This is a genomic window from Stutzerimonas stutzeri (genome assembly GCF_013522825.1).
Classification (GTDB): Bacteria; Pseudomonadota; Gammaproteobacteria; order Pseudomonadales; family Pseudomonadaceae; genus Stutzerimonas; species Stutzerimonas stutzeri_AK.
Genome location: NZ_JAAMQZ010000006.1, coordinates 30,751 through 52,118 on the forward strand (window position 1 = coordinate 30,751; position 21,368 = coordinate 52,118).

Genomic DNA, 21,368 nt, shown 5'->3' on the forward strand with positions numbered 1-21,368 from the left:
CATACAGCCTCGTAGATCCGTTGTGGCGAGCAACGATCGGCACCGCAGCAGCTTTGTATACGATGCTGATCATGTAGTCCCGTTACAGCTGTCCCGCATGCCACTGCGCTTCGCGGTTGGCAAGTGCTGCGGCGATATCGGCGACGCTGTCGGAGGCGAGGCTCTCCGACAGCGGGTCGAGGCCCACGCTGGCAAATAGCTGGCCGTAGCTGTTCCGCAGTTCGGCATAGCTCAGGTCGCGGCGTAGGTCCGCCTGCAGTGTGTTCAGTTCACCCTGTATCAATTCCAGCTCGCCGATACCCTGGGCCTGGTAGCGATTGCGCAACTGCTCGACGATCTGCCCATCCAGGCCCGCCAGTTGCTGGCTGGTCTGGAACTGGCGCTGGGCTTCGCGGAAGTTGGCGTTGGCCACGTGCAGCTGAGCCAGGATCGCCATCGACATGGCCTGGCGTCGCGCATCTGCGACTTCCTGGCCAGCCTTGGCGACCTCGATGGCAGCCGGTGCCGAGAGTACGTTGAACAGGTTCCAGGTGACTTTCACGCCGTAGTCGGCCCAGCTCTGGTTGACCAGGAATGAGTTACTGTCGTAGTGGCCGCCAGCGGAGAACTCCAGACCGGGTAGCAGGCGCAGCATGGCTTTGCGGGTTTCCGCAGCGCTGATGCGCGCTTGGTAGTCCTGCTCACGCAGCTCAGGGCGGCTGGCCAAGGCCTCCTGCTCAAGCGCGGCAAGTTCCACCTTGAGCTCCGGAACCTGATAGCCCACGTCAGGTGCCAGTTCGACGCTGCTGCCCAGGGGCAGGTTGATCAGAGTGGCCAGTTCGGTTTTGGCCAGCGACAGGGCGCGGCGCTGTTCTTCTAGCTGGCGAGTAGCTTCGATCAGGGCGCGCTGGTAGCTCAGCGCCTGGATGGGGTCGCCAATACGCTGTTCGCTGAGACGTTGACTGTCGTCGCGGGCCTGGGCAACGCGCGCCATCAGGCTGTCGATCTGAGACAGCAGGCGGTCGGCGGCCACGGCGCGCCAGTAGGCGGAGCGCACGTCTTGAATGATGGTATGCACCACCTTGCGCCGGCGCTCCTGCACGATCAGGCGCTGGTCGCCCTGTTGTTTGGCGCTGACGTAGCTGACGCCGAAGTCCAGTACGTTCCAGACCATGGTCAGGTCAGCCACACCGCGGTCACGATCCTGCGAGGTAGATGGCTCCAGAGACTGGGTGCCGGTTTCGATACTCTGGCTGCTGGAGGCGCTGACGTTGTTGCGCCCGGCATAGCCTGCGGACAGCGCCATACGTGGCAGCATGTCGAAGGTGGCCAAGTCGACTTGACGCTGGGCCATGGCCTCCTCCATGACCTTCAGGCGTGCCTCGAGGTTGTATTTCACCGCGCGGGCCATGGCCTCGTGCAGGGTCAGCGGAGCACTGAGTGGCTCCTGGTCGGCGAACATGGCCTGCAGATCGCTCTGTGCACGCTGCTCGCTGAAACTGCGCTCAATGGGTGTGCTGGTGACCGCGCAGCCACTGATGGCCAGGGTCAGCAGACTGACCGCAAATAGTCTTTGATTCTTCTTCATCCTTGGGCCGCCCCCTTGTCACGGCGCCGATTCACTCGTTCTTCGTTGTATGTGTTGGCTCAGACTGGCGGCTGCGCCGCCGCGATTTGTTGCAGGGCCAGCGCCAGATCCCGGTGCTGGCGCTGTTCGTCCTCATGCATGTCGTGTAATTGCTGGCCCAGCGTCGGTGCGCCGACAATCCCGCCGCCGTTGCCTGCTCCCCATTTCTTACCGTCGAAAACTTCCAGTTGTTCGTTCTCCTGCATGGCGTCTTTGCCGAAGATGCTGGAGAGACTGCTGGTGCCGAACGCGCCACCATCGCCACCGCCAAAACCGAGGAAGCCGATACCCGAACCATTGCCGCCAACATCGCTAAAACTGCTGAAGACCTGGGCGATATAGCTCGGCGTCAGCGGGTTTTGGTTGATGAAGATGTTGCCCAGAACTGGAATACCGCTGCCCAGGGTCGGTGCCTCGAATAGCGGTGACGGCAGCAGTGGCGAGGCGGCAGAAGGTGACGGCATGCTGGGCACCGCGACTTGGAGTGGTGGCGAGAGCATGCCGGGGGTGGAGACCGGCGGGGTGGTACGGAATTCGGGGTTACCGTCGGGTTGCGGACGTGGCTCCGGCTCCGGCTCTGGTTCTGGCTTAGGCTCTGGTTCTGGTTCTGGTTCTGGCTCAGGCTCTGGTTCTGGTTCTGGTTCTGGTTCTGGCTCAGGCTCTGGTTCTGGTTCTGGCTCAGGCTCCGGCGGTTGCACCGGTGCGATCAGATAGCTACTGCTAGTTGCGTCACCGCCAAGAATGTTGCCGGTACCGTCGGTGATGCCGCTGGCTGCCGCATTGAGCACCAGTTGCAGCGTGCCGGTGCCGGAAACGCCGCTGATTACGACTTGGTAGGTGCGACCATCGACCTGAGTCATCGATTGCAGCGTACCCTGCACGGTGCCGCTGGCAAGCAGGGAGAAGTCGCCGGCATCCACGCCAGTAACGTCCTCGTTAAAGGTGACAGTGAAACCGAGACTGCTGGCACTGGTAGAGGCTGCGCCGTTGAGGGTGATCGTGGCGCTGGGTGCAACGGCATCGACCAGTACCCCGGTCGTACTGCCTACCGCGTTCAAGGTGGTCGTAGTGTCATTCCCGGCGACGTCGCGCAAGGTGCCGCCATTGGCGTCGATACTGTTGCCCAGGCTGATGCCGTTGCTGTCCATTTGCCCATCCACCACCGTCAGGCGGAATACCAGGGCGCTGGTTCCGGAGCCCGACAGATAGTTGGCGTAGACGGTACCCCCGGTGTCAAGGGTGATGGCGATTCTTGGCGTACCACCGCTGGTATCGACGGTCACGCTTTCCGACAGGTTTACCGTGAAGTCCAGATTCTGCCCGGCCACGTAGGTGCCATCGGCAGGCACCGATACCGAGCTGATCGTGGCGGCAACGCCATCGATGATGATGGCTTTATTGCCCGCCAGGGAGTTGGCGTCGCCAAGTGCCGGTAGGGTAAGCACGGCATCGTTGTCTGTGGCGCCGCGAATGGTCGCGCCATTGAGAGAGAGGGCCGCCGTGGACTGGTAATTCAGATCGGCACTGATATCGCCGGCCTGCACCGTGTAGGTAAAGGTCAGGGTGTTGCCACCTGAGCCTGAAACATAGGTTGCGATGCGGTCGACACTGCCGGTTTCCAGCAGCAAGGTTGGGATGCCCCCCGCCGTGTCGACCGTGACTGCCTCGCTGAAGGTGGCGGTGATGGTGATGGTATCGCCCACCTTGTAGATGCCGTCTGCCGTGCTGGCGCTGACATCGGTTACTCGTGGAATGAGGCTGTTGACCGTGATGCTGATGGTATCGGTGTCGCTCTGGGGTCCGCCGCTGCCGCTGTTGCCCTGATCGTTGGTGGTGATCTGCAGGCTGGCTGGGCCGTTGTAGCCGCCGGTAGGCGAGAACACCAGGCCGTTCAAGGCGTTGTTGATGTCGGCGATGCTGCCGGTGAAGGTCATGGTTGTGGCGTTGCTGCCCGAGCCCACAGTGAAGATGAGCCCGGTGGTGCCACCGAGGGTCAGCAGGCCATTGGCCGCCGTTAGCGTTACCTCGACGCTGCTGGCGCCGGCATCCACATCGCTGATGCTGATCAGGTTGCCATTGCCGCTGTTGAACACCAGGTTGGCGTCCTGATCGACGTTCTGTGCAGCGGGTACCGAGTTGACCGGTGCATCGTTCACGGCAGTAACCGTGAGGGTCACGCTGGTGGTATAGGTCTGCGCGCCGCCGCTGCCGGTGTTGCCGTCGTCATCGATGGTGACGGTCAGCGTGACGTTGGCAGTGGCGTTACTGGCAGTGGTGAACGTGATGCCGGATGCCGCGATGAAGGCATTGATGTCGGCAAGGCTGCCGGTCAGGGTCAGCGCGCTGGCGGTACCGCCAATTGAGACGCCGTTGCCGCTGGTGGCATTCAGGGTGCCGCTGGGTACCGAGAAGGTCACCGTCACAGTGCCGCTGCCCGCATCGACATCGCTGAACGAGATGCCGGTCAATGCGCCGGGAATATCTTCGGTGATGGCGATGGAGCCTGGTGCTGTGATCGTCGGTGCGTCGTTGACCGCTGTAACCTGTAGCGTGATGGTTTCGTTGGCACTTTGTGCACCACCGTTGCCGGTGTTACCGCCATCGTTGATGTTCACCGTCAGGGTCACATCGGCGGTGGCATTGGCCGCGGTGGTAAAGCTGAGGTTGCTGCCATTGATGAAGTTGTTGATGTTGGCAATGCTGCCGGTCAGGGTCAGCGCCGACGAAGTACCGCCGACAGTGACACCGCCACCGCTGGTCGCAGACAGGGTGCCGGAGCCGATCGACAGGGTGACAGTGACGTTGGCGCTACCGGCATCGGCATCACCGAAGCTGATCCCGGTGATGGCGCTGGGCATGTCTTCGGTGACGTCGATGCTCACAGGGGCCGTGATCTGCGGGGCATCATTGACGGCCGTCACGCTGACGACCTTGGTGGCGGCCGCACTGTAGCTCTGGCCATCGTTGGCGACGAAGCTGATCGTGCGGTTGGCAGTGCTGGGGGCATCGCTGCCATTGCTGTACGTCACCGAACGCAGGGTGGCCTGCCACTGGGCGAGGGTAGCGCTGGCGCCTGCCGAGGTTAGCGTCAGCACGCCGTTGCCGGTGTCGTAGCTGGCAGTGATGTTGCCCATGCTGCTGCCATCGTTGATGAAGGCCAGTACATCGGCGCCAGGCTGGAAACTACCGGTGATGGTCACCGTGGCGCTGGACAGGGTGGCGTTGTCCGGGTCGCTCAGGGTGAGTCCGGCATCGATCGCAACGCTACTGTCACCTTCGGTAAAAGAAGTGGTGCCGCCACTGGAGGTGACGGTCGGCGCATCGTTGACGGCAACGACGGATACCGACGTGGCGATCGACGTTGCCGTCGTGTCGGTACCGCCGTTGGCCGTGCCGCCATTGTCGGTAATGCTGGTCAGGGTGATGACACGCGTCGTGGTGTTCGGGGCGTCGCTGCTGTTGCGGTAGCCCATGCCATCGACCACGGTTTGTGCGGTTGCCGCGCTGAGGCCTCCTGCACTGCTCAGGGTGATGGTCGCCGTACTGCCGACGAGGCTGATCGAGTAGCTGATGCCATTGCCTGCCGTCGTGCCGTTGCTGCCGTTGAGCAAGGCGATGTCAGTGCCGTCGATGCGCAGGAACTCATCGCTGCCATCGGCCAGGTTGGCGACGGTCAGGGTCATGCCGGTGATGGTCTGGCCGGTTTCGATGGTGTTGATGTTGACGCTGTTGAACAGATCAACCGCACTGCCGTTTTCGGTGTAGGTGGGATTGTTGCCTGTGGCGGTGATGGTCGGGGCGTCGTTGACGCCAATCACGTTCACGGTGACCGCCGCCGCCGTGCTGGTGCCGCCATCGCCGTCGTTGACAGTGATGCTGACGGTGCGCGCAGCGGTGCTCGGGGCGGCGTCATTGCCGTTGGCGTAGGTCAGGTTGTGGATCAGGGCCTGGACGGCAGCGGCGTTGGCACTGGCGTTGAGGGTGACGACCAGGCTGGCGCCGCCCGTGCCGCTGGAGGTGATGGTGCCGATGGCGGTGCCGCCGTAGCTGACGGTGCTGCCCGATACGCTGATCTGGCCTGCCCCCGTGCCTTCATTGCGGATCGCCAGCACGTCCTCGGTGGTGGTGCCGCCAGCGGTGATCGCCACGGTGACGTTGCCGCCGTCGAAGTTGGCGGAGTCGGCATCGGTGACGGTGGCGTTGCTGCCAGCGTCGAGCAGCACGGCACTGCCGCCCTCAATGAAGTTCGTGGAATCACCGTTGAGGTTGTTGATGATGGGGGCAATGTTGGGAGGGAGGATATTGACCTCGCTGCCACCGCTGGCTCCAACGCTTGTTGCTGTGCTTCCGTCGTTGTCTCCTGACCAGTTGGCCACGTTGGTTATGCGTGCCAGCCATGTGGCGCGGTCGGCGGCAGTCGTTGCGCCTGTGTACTGCACGTTATCCTGTTGGTTGGTCCCTCCGGGTAGGCCGATGGCATTGATACCATTGGTCAGGGCATTTTGGCTGCCGTTGCCATTAGGCGTCATCGAATCACGCATGGTCTGTGCAATGGACGTATTCCAACCGTTCGCATCAACCACGCCGGCTGAATTATTCATGCCGAAAATAAAATAAGGATTACTGTCTGCATCCTGGTAGATAAAGATGCCATCCCCCGTAGCAAGCATCGGGTCATTAATAGTAAAGCCCGATGTTGAGATATCGCTGGTAAGCACTGCGCCAGTGGTGACGTTGGTCAGTGTGGTCAGTGCATCTGCCCCTCCCAGGAACAGCCTGAAAATATTGCCAGCGCTGATCGCTCCACTGGTGGTCCAGGTCACCACACCATCACCGGTGGATAAGGGTGTGAACGCATTGGTCGCCTGATCCCAGCCCTTGTCGGTGATCTTGATGACGGTGCCGGCGGGAATATCGACCAGTGTCGCGAAGGTGACCGTGTCATCAACCGAATTCCAACCCAACACCACAATATCACCAGCGTTCAGGGTGTTCAGAATATGGGTGTAGTTTGTGTCGGCGAACAGGACCTCGCTTTCTATCGTTCCAGTACTGGCCTCAAGCGTCCAATCCCCGCCTTTGCTTGTATCACCTGTCCAGTCGGTGGAGGCAGCCACATCTGCGCCGGTAAGACTGGCCAATTGACTGATGAAAGCAGCGCCATTTTCTCCCTTGGCAATGTCACACCCGTAAATCAGCAAGTCGCCGCTGGCGGTCAAGCTGCTGCCAATGGCGGCAAGCTGGTTTTGTGCATCGGCGATATTGTCCAGATTCAGGCGTGCAGACCCGATCATCAGGTTGGCTTCGCCACCGTGTGAGATCAGGTGGATGGCATCGATACCGCTGCGGCCATCGAGATACTGCGCCATTTGCGCCAGGCCATCCTGGGTGGAGTCCAGAACAACGACCTCTGTTCCAGGGGCCAGGTTGTCCAGCAATTGCTGGTTGTCCTTGACGCTGGAGTCAATAAATACCACCTCCTGGCGTTGATCCGAGGTGGCCGAGGCGGGGGCGGCAGCCTGGTTGTCGAAACCGCTGTCGGCGTTCGGTGTAGCTGACGTCTCCGCGGTCGCGGCTTCGGCAACGGTGGCTGCAACTGCGCCGTCGAACATCATGCGCGGTTCGAGGGAGATGGCCAGCGCCGCCCGGATCATAGCTGGCTGGGGGCTGAGCGCCGGTTTGGTATTTTTGTTCCAGAACATGGCACTGCTTCCTATGATCGTGTGCAGCCACTTGGTTAGTGGACATCAGGCTGATGCTGATTCAAGACTATCAACGGCAGTCAAACCGTAGTCTGTCCTGCCTCTTATCGCTTCGCGAACTCAGTTTCGGCTCGGGAAGACGCCTTCCAGGGCGATGATGAAGTTGGTGCCCAGGTAAGGGTTGCGAATTCCCAGAGGAATACCTCCGCCGGAATGGACGGCATTGGCATTCAAGCTGGCATTGAAAGGCGCCAGCGTGGTATCGGCAGCACTGCCATAAAGACTGACTTCCGCTCCGGCGGCGCTGTCCAGAGGCTTCGCCAGGACTGAGCTCGTACCGGGAACCTGACTGCTACCGTCGGCAGTGGATGCTGGGATGGCCACAGATACCGTGCCCGTCACAGGCAATGAGAATGGAGGGAGGTTGGTGTTCAGCAGCGTGACGCTCTCGGTGCCCGCCACTTCGCCCTGGACGATCATGCTCAGACCGGGGCCTTGTCCCATGCCCACCGGACCGCGCCCACGGTAGTCGGGCAGACCGAAGGTGGTCTGGCCATTGCCGCCGTACAGGGTGCCCAGGAGGGCGAACAGTGCGCTGTTCTGTGAGACGGGCATCAGTTGGCCCTGACACATCGCGTAGCCGCGCGGTGCGAAGTTGAAGCCGACCATTTTGATTTCGCCGAGGAACGGTTCCATGTTGTTGCTCCCTGCTATTGTGGCGCCGGCTTTGCCGACAGGTTGTTGTAAGCGGTCAGATCTATGGATTTTCAGCTGTCCGAACATGGAACACGGCCTGCAGTAGACGGGCTCCATCGCCGTCCGGGCCGATCGGGGTGAGCATGACCCACCACGATGATGCAGCCGGGCTATGCAAGGTATAGCTGTATTGCGGCAGATCGACACCGGCAGGCTGTCGGAATATCGCGTCGTAGCACAGGTAGCGCGAGTTCATGGCCTTGCCCTGGTTCACTTCGACCAGTTCCACATCGACCCCGGGGTGCCCCTCCCAACTGAGGCGCCAGGTATGGCCCAGGGTCTGCTGCAGCTCTTGCCGGCTGGGAATGTCACTCATGCGCTCAGCCTCCGAGCGGCGGTGCGGTGCATCTCCAGATAGATCGGATGCTGGCGGGTGATGACGAAGCCGAAGCGCTCGTAGAGGCGGCGTGCAGGGTTGTCGGGCTCGACGTAGAGGCGGATCGACTTGCCGGTCGTGTCGGCTTCCTGAACCAGAAGCGACAACAGATGGCTACCTATGCCGTGGCCGCGCCAGTTCGGTAGCAACGAGAGATCCATCAGGTTGTGGGTAGTTGGGCCTCGGAAGAGATAGAGGCGGCCGATAGGCTGGCCATCCTGAAGCACGAGCGAGAATTCCGCTTCCTGGTAGTGCTCCTGATAGTGGCGGTGCTGGGCATCGAACTGCTGCTCCAGGAAGGCAGCCTTCTCCGCCTGGCTCCAGGGCAGCAGCTCCATTTCTTGAGCGCGGGTGCTGGCATAGAGCGCGCGCAGGAACGCCTGGTCGGTATCGACAGCGGGACGGAGATTCAGGGCGGGGCTGGCCATGGGTATCGCACTTCCTTGCAATCATTCCCCCAAGGGGATGTCCATTGTTGTTTTGATGGCGATCGCTTCAAGATTAGCCGATGCCAAAGGCGATTCGCCAGTATCCCTTACGTTTGGAGCGCTTTTTTCTCAAACAGGCGTATGACCCCGTGGCGACTTCGAGAGCCGTATCGACTCCAGGCGTTCGTAAGGCTCCCTGGCCCAGCGTTCGATGGCCTGGTGCAGCTCCTCTCCCGCGGCGTCTCGTTTGCCGAGGGTATCGCTGCTGAACGTCATGGTCGGTTGCTTGGCGTCGAAGGTGGCGACGGATTCGAGCTGCTGCCGGTCGATGTCGCGCACGCCCAAGGTGGGGGCCAGTCGTGTCCAGAGTGCCCCGGGCAGCTCGCAATAGTTCACCGGAATGCCGCCATGGCGCAGGCAAAGCTCCAGTCCGCCCGTGAGCAGGCGGCCGACCATGCGGCAGGTGTAGTCCACTACGGAGAGGTTGTCGGCATCGTCTCCCGGTGCATCCAGGCCTGTCGGCCCCAGCATGCCGGGTACCCGCTGCCGTCCCGGCTGGCGCAGTTGGGACACGGCGATCTCCAGTGGGTCGCGATAGAGGAAGAGACGTGGCGTCTGCGGGTAGAGCGCTTGCAGGAGCGATGCCTCGAAGGCGTTCCAGGCGTCCAGTTTGACCATCAGCTGCCGTTCGTCGCCCTGGCGACGCTGGCCGAAGGCCGACAGCAGGGCGGCGACCAGGGCGGGTTGCCGCGCAGCGCTGTTTGGATCGGTTCGGTGGACGCGCAGCAGGCTATCCAGGGGCGGCGGCTCGGAAAGCACGATATTGCGGTGCAGGCCGGCGAGCATCTGCGCCATCAGGGTGGAGCCGCAGCGCGATGCGTGGAAGATGAAAGCGCCGGGTATCAGTCCAGGGCTGGCGGCTTGCCAGTCCAGCAGCGCCTGGAGGCCGGTTTCGCGCCGCAACGCCTGGTTGAAAGGCAGGCGCAGGGCCTGTTCCACATCGTCACGGAAGAAGGGGCGGGTGAGACGCTGTTCGCCGAACCAGCACCAGTCCACGCGCCATTCGTCGTCGGGTTGCCAGGCCCGGATGGGCAGCCAGCCAGCGAAGTCTTCTTCGGGGTTCATGCTCGCCACTGATCGTTCCATGTCTGTCTACCCTGGCGCATCGCGCTGCGTACCTCGGCTTCGGAAAAGTGCAGCCCCTGCTGCTCGGCCAATGCAACGACTGCGTGCAGAAACTCACGGCTATCGCTCAGCGCTTGGAGTCGTTGCGTCAATTGCGGACTCCGTTCGACCAATCGTCGGAATTGCAGGAAGGCCTGCGCCGCCTTGCTCGGGCGCAGTGTCGGCGTATCCGGCAGGCCATGCTCGATGGCGTCCAGCAGCCAGTCGTTGGGCTGGCAGTCCAGCACCAGGTGGATGCGCTCGGAGGGCGAGGGGTTGTCCACCCGATGGGGGCGGGACAGGTCGAGAAACCAGCATTCGCCAGGTTGCATGGGAACCTGCAGGTCGTCGACCAGGAATTCCACGCCAGCCGGGCTCAGCAGGGGAACATGCAGGCGCAGGACGCTGCCGGGCAGGCCGAGATCCGGGTCGCGGTGCTCGCGGATGCGCGAGCCGGGGCCCAGGCGCAGCAGGCGTGCGCTGTGCAGCGTGGTCTGGAATGTCTCCAGCAATCGATGCCAGGCTGGACTCTGTTGCCACCAGTCGCTACGCATCGGTACGCCCTGGCCGGGGGCCAGCGGTAATGGTGCGTCGTTCGCTGCGATCAGGGCTATGCCGCTCCAATCGCCTTCGTAGTAACCGGTGTTGAAGTGGCTTTGCCAGACCTCGGGCGCGATCCGCTCCAGCGCCTGCCGCAGGGGCTTTAGGGCGAAGCTCAGGGGTAATCGTGAGCAGATGGGCAGTGGTTGGCGTTCGGGCATGTAGATACTTCCCTGTTTCCAATGATGGCTGTCAGAAGCCGCTCTCCCTTATGCCCAGCGCCGCCAATCGACGCCAGGCTGCTCCCAGGATCGATTGTCCCGAACCCGCCAGCACCACCACGCCACGTAGCGGTTGGGAGGGTTCGGTGGGCACGTCCAGCAGACTCAGGCGCACGCCGTATTGGGCTTGCAAGGGTTCCGCTCGATGCTGGGCGTCGCGGCGTACGGCGATTGGCCCGTGGTGATCCGAGCCGAGCGACTCCAGTTCCAGGTAGGCGACACCGGTGTCGTCCACTTCGTCCAGTCGCACCGGTAGGGCGGGCCGAGCCGGGTCGTCGGCGATGAAACGCCCCTCGGCGCCCGACTGCACGCGCCACAGGTGCTCCTCGGCGAGATAGCCACGCAACCGCAGTCCGGGCGCTATAACGCGCACCACGGGATCGGCGGGGCTCAGCCAGCGTCCAGGCGTCAGGTCGGGCAGCAGATCGCGTACGGTTCCGGCCTCTGCTGCGCGCAGTTGCAGGCGCTCGCGCTGGGCGGCCAGCCCCCGGTATTCGGCCACGGACTCGGCCAGCCTTTGTTCGAGAACACCGACGTCTCCCGCCGTTTCGCTGCGTCCGGACTGACGGCGCAATTGCAGCTGCAGGATCTGGATTTCCTGGCGGACGATGGCCAGGCGCGCCTCCAGGTCGGGGGATTCCAGTTCCAGCAACAGATCACCCTGGGCCACCGGTTGGCCGTCGCGCACGTGCAACTGTTTCACGCGCGCGGCCACGGGCGCGTGCAGGGCGCTGCTGCTGGATGCTTCGAGCACGCTCGGTACGTCCACGCTGCTGCGCCAGGGCAGGGCCAGCAGAGCCAGCAGGGCCAGCAGGCCTGTTGCGGTGAACAACACTCTGCTCGGATTGGCCTGGTCGCGTCGGCCCCACCACTCCTTCCATTCGCGCCAGATGGGCAGGCCGATGAACCAGAGCAGTTCCACCAACATCAGGAAGATGCCCAGCAGCTTGAAGAACATGTGGTACACGGCCAGGGCTATGCCCAGAAAGAGTATCGCGCGCCATAGCCAGGAACCGTAGCCCCAGACCAGCAGACGGCGCTGCATGGCCGCCGTCCAGGGTTCCGGCGCGGGCTCGCCATAGCCGAACAGGGCTTCGCGCAGGCGCCAGCGGCAGAGTGCGAAGGCTCGCTGCTGCAGGTTGTCGATGCCCCACAGGTCGCTGAGCAGGAAGTAACCGTCGAAGCGCATGAAGGGGTTGAGGTTGATCAGCAGCGTGGTGATCCAGGTGGCGCTGGCCAGCATGAAGGTGGCGGTGCGCAGCGGCCCGTCCGGCAGCAGCGACCACGCCAGCAGGGCGACGCAGGCCAGCAACAGTTCGGCGAGCACGCCGCCGGCGCCGATCAGCAGGCGCGAACGGCGGTCATTCACGCGCCAGGCGTCGCTGACGTCGGTGTAGAGCATGGGCAGCAGCACCATGAAGGCCAGGCCCATGCTCTGCACCCGGCAACCCGCCCGCTTGGCCATGTAGGCGTGACCGAATTCGTGGCACAGCTTGGCGAAGACCAGGGCGATACTGAAGGCGATGGCACCACCGAGGCTGAACAGGTGAGGGAAGGTGGCGATGAAGCGATCCCAGTCGCGAGCCACCAGGAACAGGCCGAGCGTCAGCAGGGTCGGCAGGCCATAGCGCAACAGGCGAGGGCCGTGGCGTTCCAGCCAGGGCCAGGTGCGGTCGAGAAAGGCGTTTGGCCGCCACAATGGGATGCGGAAGAACAGGTACTGATGCAGCAGGCCCTTCCAGAAGCTTTGACGCTGCTGCGCCGCCTTGCTGGCATAGCTGCCGCGCTGCTCGGCATCCGCCGCGTCGACCAGGTCGTGGCCGCGCAGGAAGCGCAGCATCTCTTCCAGATCGGAGCCGGCCAGTGGCTGCCCTGGTTCGGCGTTCGCCGCCTGCAGCACACGGGCGGGGTCGCCCAGTTGCCAGTGGCGCAGCAGGCGCATGGCTTCGGCGCCGAGCTTGAAGTAGCGGCCTCGTAGCGGATCGGCGAGCGTCCATTGCGGTGCGCCATCCAGTGCCGGCGCGGCGCTGGAAAGCTGCAGATCGGCGCGCAGGTTGGGCAGGCGCATCTACAACCCCAGCGTCTGGCGTAGCGCGGCCAGAGGCCGGCGCAGCAGGAACAGGGCCAGCGGCACCTGCTCGCCATAGAGCTTGGCGGTGCCGCGCAGGCCGATGCGCGGTGGCGCCTCGACGAAATCGGCGTCCAGCCGGTAGGCCAGTTGACCGCTGCTCAGCGCCTGCGCCTCGTAGGCCAGGCGTTGCAGGCGGGCATCGTGGCGGTGCAGCGGGTCGCTGTCGAGGAACAGGGCGATGTCCGTGCCGTGCTGGAAATTCAAGGCGTCGGCCACTGCCAGGTCGATGCGCAGTTCCGCATGCTGCGGATCGGCAATCTCCATCAGCCGTTCGCCGGTCTGTACCGGTTTTCCGATCCAGCGCTGGGCGTCGGCGAACACCGCGATGCCGTCGCGTTCGGCGCGCACCTCAGTGCGTGCCAGCAGTTCGCGTGCATAGTCGCGTTCGGCGCGTTTCTGGGCCACGCGGGCGGCGAGCAGATCGATGCGGGCGCTGGACTCGGCGTCGCTGAAGGCGCGCTGGGTGTTGGCCTTGAGCTCGGCCTCGGCCACCTCCAGGCTGCGCTGCGCGACATCGGCCTGGGCGCGGATGGACGTGGCGTCGAAGCGCAGCAGAACCTCGCCCTTGGCGACCGCCTGGTTGGGCTTGACCTGGAATTCGGCGATCACCCCGTCCAGTGGCGCGGCGATCACCTGGCCGTCACGCGGCACGACCTCGGCAGGGGCCAGCACCGATTGGCGCACCGGTACCAGCAGGAGCAGCAGCGCGGTCGCCGCTACGGCCAGGATGCGCCGCCTGGGCCAGCGCAGGCGCCAGGGCTTGCGTGGTTGCAGGGCGAGCCAGGCATGGGCATAGCAATCGCCAAGTTGAGCCAGCAATGCCTGCTCGGCTTCGTTCCAGGGTTGTTCGCGGGCTATCCACAGGCCGCCGAAGGGCTGCTGCTGGCGATCCAGCAGGGGCAGCCAGAACACCGAGCCGGCGGACAACGCCTGCCAGTCGCCACGGGCCTGATCGTTGAGCGATTCGGCCGTGACCACCTGGGGCAGGGCGGAGCGGCCCTGGCCGAGCAATTGATGCGCGGCATCCTCGACGAAGGCGACGAAGGGCGCGTGCGGTTCGACGACGCTGATGCCGGTCAGCGCCCTCACCCGGCCGGCGATGAGCAGGGCGGCATGGCGGAAACCGAACAGTGTCTGGGCGTCGTTGACCAGGGCATAGGCCAGGCTGTCGATGTCCTTGGCCGCCCGGGCCTGGCGCTGCAGGGCCAGGAAACGGGCGAACACCTGTTCGGCCAGGCCCGGTACCTGTGCGGTCATGGCGCCTCCGGGAAGCGCGCGTTGCCGCTCATGCCAGCCAGCAGGCCGCTGGCGTCCTCGGGCAGGCTGCCGATCAGCAGCAGGGTCTGGCTGCCTTCGTCGATACGCGCGCCCAGGCGTTTGACCATGGCTCGCAGGGGCGTGCCGGTTTCGTCTGGGGTGAATTCGAAGGGTTGTTCCGCTTTGATCCGGCTCAGCCAGCTGGATGGCACCAGCAGGTAGATTTCCAAGGTACCGTTGTCGACCACATCAAGCAGCGGGGCGCCGTTGGCGACGCTTTCATGAGGCTGTGCGCGCCGTTGTACTACTCGTCCATTGAATGGTGCGACGACGTTGCAGCGTTTTACCTGAACCTGATAGACCTGAGCCTCCGCCAGAGCCTGTGCCTGGCGTGCTTCTGCCAGGGCCACCTCGAAGCGCCCCACCGAGTTGAGTGCAGCCAGTTGCTTCTTGTGATTCAGCTCTTCTCGAGTGGCGCGGGTCGCCGCTTGCGCAGCGCTAAGTTGAGCCTGATAGGCGCTGCAGTCAAAGCGCGCGAGCACGTCGCCTTTCTTAAAGTCCTGGCCATCACGGAACGGCATCTCGACGATGCGCCCAGGCAGTTCACTGGCGAGTACGGCCTGATTGCGCGCGCGTAGCACGCCGCGGACCTGCCGGTCGTTGATTGGCGTGGCGCTGGACGTCTGGAGCTCGAGCAACAGTTCGTCGGCCCAAAGTGAGGGAGTGACTGACAGAGTCAGCAAGCCAAGGGCGAACAGGGGAGCTGAGAGGCGTGACATGGCATACATCCTTGCATGATCGGCCTGTAGTTTACGGCAGAAGTCGATATCGGGAAATTAGCCGTGGCGAGGCTTTCAGCTGGCCTTCGTTGGCGGACCACACGAGCTGCCAAGGTTGTCGTCCACGACATTGGAACGGAGATGCTGGGCCTGAAATCGCTCATCAGGTATGAGGTCAGCCTCGCTGCGGCGCGACCTCCAACGGGTCGGCATGCACCAGCACCTCGGCATTGGGGTATCGATCATGAATGGCATGTTCGACCGCCACGCACAGGTCGTGCGCCTGCGACAGCGGCAGTTCGCCCGGCAGCTCCAGATGCAGCTGGACGAACCAGCGCGTGCCGGAAATGCGCGTACGGAAATCGTGGCAGCCATGCACACCGGGCACTTCGCGTACCAGTTGCTGCATGTGCTCGGTGATCTCCGGGGACAGCTCGGTATCCATCAGCACCGCGCCGGCTTCGCGGACGATGCTCATTGCACTCCAGAGGATGTAGAAAGCGATGGCAATGCCGAACAGCGCGTCGAGACGTTCCCAGCCGAAGCCGGCGAGCACCAGCGCCAGCAGGATGCTGGCGTTGAGCAGCAGATCGGAGCGGTAATGCAGCGAATCGGCGCGGATGGCCGTGGAGTTGGTCACTTTCACCACGTACCGCTGGTAGCGCAGCAGCAGCGCCGTCATCACCAGCGAGAACAGCATCACCGCGATGCCCAGTGCCTGCGCGCCCAGCGGCTCGGGATGCAGCAGGCGATCGACGCCCTGTACGCCGACCAGAATTGCACTGACACAGATGAACGCCGCCTGGCCAAGCCCCGCCAGCGCCTCGGCCTTGCCGTGACCGTAGCGGTGATCCTCGTCGGCGGGGCGCAGCGAGTAGTGCACCGCCAGCAGGTTGAGCAGCGAGGCGGCGCCATCGAGCAGCGAGTCGGTCAGGCCCGCCAGCAGGCTCACCGAACCGCTCAGCCACCAGGCCACCGCCTTGCTCAGCGCCAGCAGTATCGCGGTGGCCAGCGCCGCACGGGTGGCGCGGCGCAGCAGGCGGGCGTGCTCGGAATTGATGCCCATGGGGGGCGGTCAGGCTGCCGGGCGCAGGCCGAAGGCGGCAAGCTGTTCCAGGCTGCCGCTGTGCTGGATCAGGCGCGGGTCGTCCAGCGGCAGACTGCGACCGGTTTCCGCTTCGATGATGGCCTTCAGGCGCAGCGGGTCGATCTGGCCGTCGGCGCCAATGGCGTCCTGGAGTTTTTCCGGCGCCATCGAGAACTGGTCATCGGGGAAATAGATCGCGCCGGTGGCGAAGTCGATGCCAAAGGCGATCAGGCCGGGGATCACGTAGAACAGCAGGCCGACGGCGTTGAGCACGGCAATCGCAGGGTCGATCTTGCCATCTATCTGCCCACGCCGATCCGGGTAGAACAGCGTGCCGCAGGCGCTCAGTTGGGTGAACAGGGAGACGGCCAGCACGCCGCCGATGACACGGGAACGAGTACGCATAAGGACCTCCGGGAAAATTGCCGCAACTATACAAGGAAAAAACAGCGGCAAGCTGCGAGTTGCAAGCCACAAGTGAAAGCAGCCGACCGCGCTTTTTCGTCTTCTCCTTGCGGCTTGAGGCTTGCCGCTTGCAGCTGCTTTACAATCCGCCGCCTGAATGCGGAGTACGCCATGATCCCCCTTCCCATCGACGAAGCCCTGCCGGCGCTGCGCCAGGCCCTGCAAGCCCGTGACGAGGCCGTGCTGGAGGCGCCGCCCGGCGCCGGCAAGACCACCCGTGTGCCGCTGGCCTTGCTCGATGAGCCCTGGCTGGGCGAACAGTCGATCATCATGCTCGAACCGCGCCGGCTGGCCGCCCGCGCCGCCGCCGAGCGGCTCGCCAGCGAGCTGGGTGAAAACGTTGGCGAAACGGTCGGCTACCGCATCCGCCTGGACAGCAAGGTCGGGCCGAAGACGCGCATCGAAGTGGTCACCGAAGGCATTCTCGCGCGCCGGCTGCAGGATGATCCGGCGCTGGAGGGCGTCGGCCTGGTGATTTTCGATGAGTACCACGAGCGTAGCCTAGATGCCGACCTGACCCTGGCGTTGACCCTCAATGCCCGCATCCTGCTCCGCGATGAACCGCTCAAGGTGCTGCTGATGTCGGCGACCCTGGAGGGTGATCGGCTGTCGGTGCTGCTCGGCGATGCACCTGTGGTGCGCAGCGAGGGACGCATGTATCCGGTGGCGCTGCGCTGGGGCAGGCCGTGGCAGGCCGGGGAGCGCATCGAGCCGCGTGTGGTGCAGACGGTGCTGCAGGCGCTGGACGAAGAGAGCGGCAGCCTGCTGGTGTTTCTGCCGGGGCAGGCGGAAATCCGCCGGGTCAATGAAGCGCTGGCCGAACAGCTGGGCGGTCGCGCGGATATCCTGCTCTGCCCTTTGCATGGTGAGCTGGAACTGGCTGCCCAGCGTTCCGCCATCGACCCGGCGGCGCCCGGCAAACGCAAGGTGGTTCTGGCCACCAATATTGCCGAAACCAGCCTGACCATCGAAGGTGTGCGGGTGGTGGTGGATGCCGGCCTGGCGCGGATGCCGCGCTTCGACCCCGGCAGCGGCATGACGCGCCTGGACACCCGGCGCATTTCCCGCGCTTCGGCCACCCAGCGCGCCGGTCGGGCCGGGCGGCTGGAGCCGGGCGTCTGTTATCGGTTGTGGTCGGAAGAGCAGCACGGCCAGCTGAGCGCCTACGGCGTGGCGGAAATCCTCCAGGCCGATCTGGCCGGCGTCGCCCTGCAGCTGGCGCGCTGGGGCGTCGAGCCGGACGAACTGGCTTGGCTCGACAGCCCTCCGGCTGCCGCCTATGCCCAGGCGCAGAGGCTGCTGGAACGGCTCGGTGCGCTGCGGCGCAACGCGCAGGGTGGCTGGCAGCTGACCGCTCAGGGCCAGGTGATGGCTGAGCTGCCGACCCATCCGCGTCTGGCGCATATGCTGCTGCGCGGTCAGGCGCTGGGCGTCGCAGCGTTGGCGGCGGACGTCGCCGCACTGCTGGCCGAGCGCGATATTCTGCGCGACGCCGGGGCCGATCTGAGCCTGCGCCTGCAGCAACTGGCGAGCGGTCGTGGCAGTGGCGTGCAGCGGGTGCGACAACTGGCGCGGCAGTTTCGCAGCCTGCTGCGCGAGCGGTCGAACATGGCCAAGACGGCACTGGACGAATCACACGCCCTCGCCGCGCTGCTGGCCTTCGCCTATCCCGACCGGGTGGCGCGTCAGCGCCGCGAAGGGGGCAGCGAATACCGCCTGGCCAACGGACGGGCGGCGCAGTTCGGCGGGGCGGATGCGCTGATGAAGGAGCCCTGGCTGGTGATCGCCGAACTCGGCAGCCAGCAGGGGCGGCGTGAAGAACGTATCTACCGCGCGGTGGCGCTGGCCCCGGCGCTGTTCGAGGGCGTGCTGGCCGGGCAGGTCAGCCAGCATGACGAGCTTGAATGGGACGAGCGCGAAGGCGTGCTGCGCGCCGAGCGCCAGCGCCGGGTCGGCGAGCTGATCCTGAGCCGCGAACCGCTGCCGGGGCTCGACGAGGCCGCACGCGGCCAGGCGCTGCTCGGCCTGGTGCGGAGCAAGGGATTGGAGTTGCTGCCCTGGACGCCCGAGCTGCGCCAGTGGCAGGCGCGCATCGCCCTGTTGCGGCAGCTCGATAGTGATCACGGCGACGTCAGCGAGTGGCCGGATGTCAGCGACGCGGCGTTGCTGGAACGGCTGGAGGACTGGCTGCTGCCCTATATCGGCAAGGTTTCGCGGCTGGCGCACTTCGCCCAACTGGATCTGCGTGCGATGCTCGCCACGCTGCTGCCCTGGCCGCTGCCGCAGCGCCTGGAAGAGCTGGCGCCGACCGCCATCGCGGTGCCGTCCGGCTCGCGTATTCGTCTGGATTACAGCGAGCAGCCGCCCGTGCTGGCAGTGCGTCTGCAAGAGCTGTTCGGCCTGGCCGACACGCCGCGCATCGCTGGCAAACGGCAGATCGTCAAACTGCACCTGCTGTCGCCGGCGCGCAGGCCGGTGCAGGTAACGCAGGATCTGGCGAGCTTCTGGGCCAACACCTATACCGAGGTGAAGAAGGACCTGAAGGGGCGCTATCCCAAGCACTACTGGCCGGATGACCCGCTGATCGCCGAACCCACTGCGAGAGCCAAGCCGCGCGGGCAGTGAGGCGTCGCGGCGCGCGGCTGTCTATGCTTGAAGAAAAGAGCGCCCGCTGATTGGTTGGGTGCCATGGCGCGGGGGTGGTGCATGCGACGCAAGGTATTTGCCAGCAAGGTGTTCGATCGCAAGGTCGTGCTGATCACGGGTGGCTGCGCGGGCATCGGTCGTGCCCTGGCCGAGCGCATGGCCCAGGCCGGGGCACGGCTGGTGATCTTCGATCTGGAGCAGAACGCCCTTGACGGCCTGGTGCAGCATCTGGCCGATCGGCACAACGCCGAGGCGCTGGGCCTGTGCTGTGACGTGTCGGATGCAGCGGCGGTGCAGCAGGCCATTGCCCTGGTGGTGGAGCGTTTCGGCGGCATCGACGTGCTGGTCAACAACGCCGGCATCACCCACCGCAGCCGCGTCGTCGACACCAGCCTGAAGGTGTTCGAGCGGATCATGGCGGTGAATTTCTATGGCGCGTTGCACTGCACCCAGGCTGCTCTACCAAGCCTGACGGCGCGTGGCGGGCAGGTCATCGTGCTCAGCTCGCTCTCGCAGTACGCGCCGGTGCCCGACCGCGCCGCCTACAACGCCAGCAAGCACGCACTGCACGGCCTGTTCGAAACCCTGCGTGGCGAGCTGGACGGCACGGGTGTCAACGTGATGCTGGTATGCCCCGGCTACACGGCCACCGACCTGCGCAAGAACGTGCTGATCGGCGATGGCTCCACCGCGCCGCAGCCGGCGCTGGCCGTGGGCCGCGTGGCGTCGCCGCAGGATGTGGCCGAGTCGATCTTCCAGGGTGCGCTGAAGCGCCGGCAACTGCTGGTGTTGTCCAACCTGGACTGGCGTGCGCGGCTGGTGGCGCGTTGCTTTCCGCGCCTGTTCGAGCATCTGCTGCTACCGCGACTGGCCGGCAGTCGGATGTCGCAGGACGCCAGTTAGCTGCCGGCTTCGGCGCTGCCGTAGAGCTCCTGTATCAACGCCAGGTCCCAATAGGCGGCTTCGATCTTGTGGCCGTCCAGGTCGCGGACGAAACAGCCGTAGTAAGGCGCACCGTATTCCTCGCGGGGGCCGGGTGCGCCTTCGTTCGCTGCGCCGGCATTCAATGCGGCGTGGTGAAAGGCATCGACCGATGCCTTGTCCGCAGCGAAGAAGCCCACGTGCGTACCGTTGCCGACGCTGGCCGGTTGGCCATCGATGGGCGTCTGCAGCCAGAACTCCGGGTATTCACGGCCCCAGGCTTGCGCGCCGGGGTGGGACAGGATGCGCGTGCAACCAAGCGTGGCGAGCACCGCGTCGTAGAAGGCCGCGGCCTCGTCGAAACGGTTGCTGCCGAGGGAGACGTGGGAAAGGATGCTGGGGTTCTGGTCGGCCATGGCAATGTCCTCGCGGAAATAAAACAGCCTAGCCGACCGATCGCAACTTGCTGGTTAACCCTGTCCATCCTGGCTGATAGCCGGCTCGCCGCAGAGCATATAGCAGCGAAATACCACCACCGTAGCCAGCAATTGCACCAGCCCGACGCAGCCATCGACAAGAATCGCCAGCCCGGCGGGCGGTGTGCTGTCGCCCCAGAACTGCATGGCCAGCCAGACTTCCAGCAGCCACACCGGCAGCAGCACGGCAAGCATGCAGCCGAGGATCAGCAGGAAATACCCGCGCGTCAGCAGGAAACTTTGTTTGAGCGCTTCCAGCGGCGTCAGCCCGCGCAGTACCAGCAGATATTCGGCGAAGGCGATCTTCACCATCACCCAAAGCGCCGGCAGCACGAACAGCGAGGCGCCGAGCACGATCAGCAGCGTGCCCAGTGCGGCGAGTACCGCCAGCGCCGGCCACAGCGGCAGCGCCCGCGCCCATACCTCGCGCACGCCGGGATCATGGCCGCGGCTGCGGGCGTCGAGAAACAGAATCAGCGCGCCGACGTACAGCGGGTAGAACAGGATGCCTGTCAACAATTCCTGCGCGGGCAGCGCATTCTTGCCCAACCAGTGCTCGATCATCAGGCGGGCAACGCTTTCCAGCACGATCAGCGGCAGACAGAGGCGCACGATGCTGGGCAGGTTACGGGAATAGAAGAACCAGGCGTCGCGCAGGATGGTAAAAACGTTCACGTCGATAGCTGTCTTGAAAATCAGCCGCATACTTTAACAAGAGCGATGCAGGACAGGCGCATTTTTGCCATCCATACT

General features: G+C 64.5%; 16 protein-coding genes. 2 read left to right on the plus strand and 14 right to left on the minus strand.

Features of this window, described 5'->3' with window-relative positions:
- Nucleotides 1-82 precede the first annotated feature (82 nt).
- From G7020_RS05585 to G7020_RS05640, 12 genes are all read right to left on the minus strand, one after another.
- Nucleotides 83-1,567 (minus strand): TolC family protein, encoded by a 1,485-nt coding sequence (locus tag G7020_RS05585; RefSeq protein ID WP_181082948.1) that lies wholly within the window; start codon nt 1,565-1,567, stop codon nt 83-85.
- Between the two features lie 59 nt (nt 1,568-1,626).
- Nucleotides 1,627-7,308, minus strand: coding sequence for a DUF4347 domain-containing protein (locus G7020_RS05590; protein WP_181082949.1), 5,682 nt, complete (start codon nt 7,306-7,308; stop codon nt 1,627-1,629).
- Between the two features lie 120 nt (nt 7,309-7,428).
- Nucleotides 7,429-8,004 carry a phage tail protein gene (locus tag G7020_RS05595; protein ID WP_181083062.1) on the minus strand — a complete coding sequence of 192 codons (576 nt, stop codon included), beginning with the start codon at nt 8,002-8,004 and terminating at the stop codon, nt 7,429-7,431.
- Between the two features lie 61 nt (nt 8,005-8,065).
- Nucleotides 8,066-8,380, minus strand: a complete 315-nt coding sequence (locus G7020_RS05600) for a DUF6916 family protein (RefSeq protein ID WP_181082950.1) — start codon at nt 8,378-8,380, stop codon at nt 8,066-8,068.
- Entirely contained in the window at nt 8,377-8,868 is a 492-nt protein-coding gene (locus tag G7020_RS05605; protein ID WP_181082951.1) for a GNAT family N-acetyltransferase, read from the minus strand. Before G7020_RS05605 ends, G7020_RS05600 begins: the two co-directional genes overlap by 4 nt.
- Before the next feature lie 129 nt (nt 8,869-8,997).
- A complete protein-coding gene (locus G7020_RS05610) occupies nt 8,998-10,014 on the minus strand; it encodes a sulfotransferase family protein (protein WP_219852591.1) in 1,017 nt (338 codons plus the stop codon).
- A complete protein-coding gene (locus G7020_RS05615) occupies nt 9,990-10,793 on the minus strand; it encodes an aspartyl/asparaginyl beta-hydroxylase domain-containing protein (RefSeq protein WP_181082952.1) in 804 nt (267 codons plus the stop codon). Before G7020_RS05615 ends, G7020_RS05610 begins: the two co-directional genes overlap by 25 nt.
- A gap of 31 nt (nt 10,794-10,824) precedes the next feature.
- Complete coding sequence (locus G7020_RS05620) at nt 10,825-12,921, minus strand: biotin/lipoyl-binding protein (RefSeq protein ID WP_181082953.1); 2,097 nt, start codon at nt 12,919-12,921, stop codon at nt 10,825-10,827.
- Nucleotides 12,922-14,241: an efflux RND transporter periplasmic adaptor subunit gene (locus G7020_RS05625; protein ID WP_181082954.1), complete on the minus strand. Its 1,320-nt coding sequence runs from the start codon at nt 14,239-14,241 to the stop codon at nt 12,922-12,924. It lies immediately after the preceding gene.
- Nucleotides 14,238-15,020, minus strand: a complete 783-nt coding sequence (locus tag G7020_RS05630) for an efflux RND transporter periplasmic adaptor subunit (RefSeq protein WP_125839363.1) — start codon at nt 15,018-15,020, stop codon at nt 14,238-14,240. Before G7020_RS05630 ends, G7020_RS05625 begins: the two co-directional genes overlap by 4 nt.
- Nucleotides 15,021-15,195: 175 nt before the next feature.
- Nucleotides 15,196-16,086, minus strand: coding sequence for a cation diffusion facilitator family transporter (locus G7020_RS05635; RefSeq protein ID WP_181082955.1), 891 nt, complete (start codon nt 16,084-16,086; stop codon nt 15,196-15,198).
- A gap of 9 nt (nt 16,087-16,095) precedes the next feature.
- Complete coding sequence (locus G7020_RS05640; protein WP_181082956.1) at nt 16,096-16,512, minus strand: polyribonucleotide nucleotidyltransferase; 417 nt, start codon at nt 16,510-16,512, stop codon at nt 16,096-16,098.
- Nucleotides 16,513-16,683: 171 nt separating this feature from the next.
- On the opposite strand from G7020_RS05640, the gene hrpB reads away from it, so the two are divergent.
- Together hrpB and G7020_RS05650 are read left to right on the plus strand one after the other, a co-directional pair.
- Nucleotides 16,684-19,197, plus strand: a complete 2,514-nt coding sequence (gene hrpB / locus G7020_RS05645) for an ATP-dependent helicase HrpB (protein WP_181082957.1) — start codon at nt 16,684-16,686, stop codon at nt 19,195-19,197.
- 81 nt (nt 19,198-19,278) lie between these two features.
- Entirely contained in the window at nt 19,279-20,121 is an 843-nt protein-coding gene (locus G7020_RS05650) for an SDR family oxidoreductase (protein ID WP_181082958.1), read from the plus strand.
- On the opposite strand, the gene G7020_RS05655 is transcribed toward G7020_RS05650, so the two are convergent.
- Nucleotides 20,118-20,555, minus strand: a complete 438-nt coding sequence (locus tag G7020_RS05655; protein WP_181082959.1) for a VOC family protein — start codon at nt 20,553-20,555, stop codon at nt 20,118-20,120. The two genes, G7020_RS05650 and G7020_RS05655, sit on opposite strands and share 4 nt — an antisense overlap.
- Before the next feature lie 54 nt (nt 20,556-20,609).
- Nucleotides 20,610-21,290, minus strand: a complete 681-nt coding sequence (locus tag G7020_RS05660) for a YciC family protein (RefSeq protein WP_181082960.1) — start codon at nt 21,288-21,290, stop codon at nt 20,610-20,612.
- Nucleotides 21,291-21,368: the final 78 nt, after the last annotated feature.

Coding starts and splice junctions, on each gene's coding strand:
- G7020_RS05585 (WP_181082948.1), bottom strand. CDS start 1,567: ATGAAGAAGAATCAAAGACTATTTGCGGTCAGTCTGCTGACCCTGGCC.
- G7020_RS05610 (WP_219852591.1), bottom strand. CDS start 10,014: ATGGAACGATCAGTGGCGAGCATGAACCCCGAAGAAGACTTCGCTGGC.
- G7020_RS05590 (WP_181082949.1), bottom strand. CDS start 7,308: ATGTTCTGGAACAAAAATACCAAACCGGCGCTCAGCCCCCAGCCAGCT.
- G7020_RS05655 (WP_181082959.1), bottom strand. CDS start 20,555: ATGGCCGACCAGAACCCCAGCATCCTTTCCCACGTCTCCCTCGGCAGC.
- G7020_RS05650 (WP_181082958.1), top strand. CDS start 19,279: ATGCGACGCAAGGTATTTGCCAGCAAGGTGTTCGATCGCAAGGTCGTG.
- G7020_RS05615 (WP_181082952.1), bottom strand. CDS start 10,793: ATGCCCGAACGCCAACCACTGCCCATCTGCTCACGATTACCCCTGAGC.
- G7020_RS05620 (WP_181082953.1), bottom strand. CDS start 12,921: ATGCGCCTGCCCAACCTGCGCGCCGATCTGCAGCTTTCCAGCGCCGCG.
- G7020_RS05625 (WP_181082954.1), bottom strand. CDS start 14,241: ATGACCGCACAGGTACCGGGCCTGGCCGAACAGGTGTTCGCCCGTTTC.
- G7020_RS05640 (WP_181082956.1), bottom strand. CDS start 16,512: ATGCGTACTCGTTCCCGTGTCATCGGCGGCGTGCTGGCCGTCTCCCTG.
- G7020_RS05605 (WP_181082951.1), bottom strand. CDS start 8,868: ATGGCCAGCCCCGCCCTGAATCTCCGTCCCGCTGTCGATACCGACCAG.
- hrpB (WP_181082957.1), top strand. CDS start 16,684: ATGATCCCCCTTCCCATCGACGAAGCCCTGCCGGCGCTGCGCCAGGCC.
- G7020_RS05635 (WP_181082955.1), bottom strand. CDS start 16,086: ATGGGCATCAATTCCGAGCACGCCCGCCTGCTGCGCCGCGCCACCCGT.
- G7020_RS05630 (WP_125839363.1), bottom strand. CDS start 15,020: ATGTCACGCCTCTCAGCTCCCCTGTTCGCCCTTGGCTTGCTGACTCTG.
- G7020_RS05600 (WP_181082950.1), bottom strand. CDS start 8,380: ATGAGTGACATTCCCAGCCGGCAAGAGCTGCAGCAGACCCTGGGCCAT.
- G7020_RS05595 (WP_181083062.1), bottom strand. CDS start 8,004: ATGGAACCGTTCCTCGGCGAAATCAAAATGGTCGGCTTCAACTTCGCA.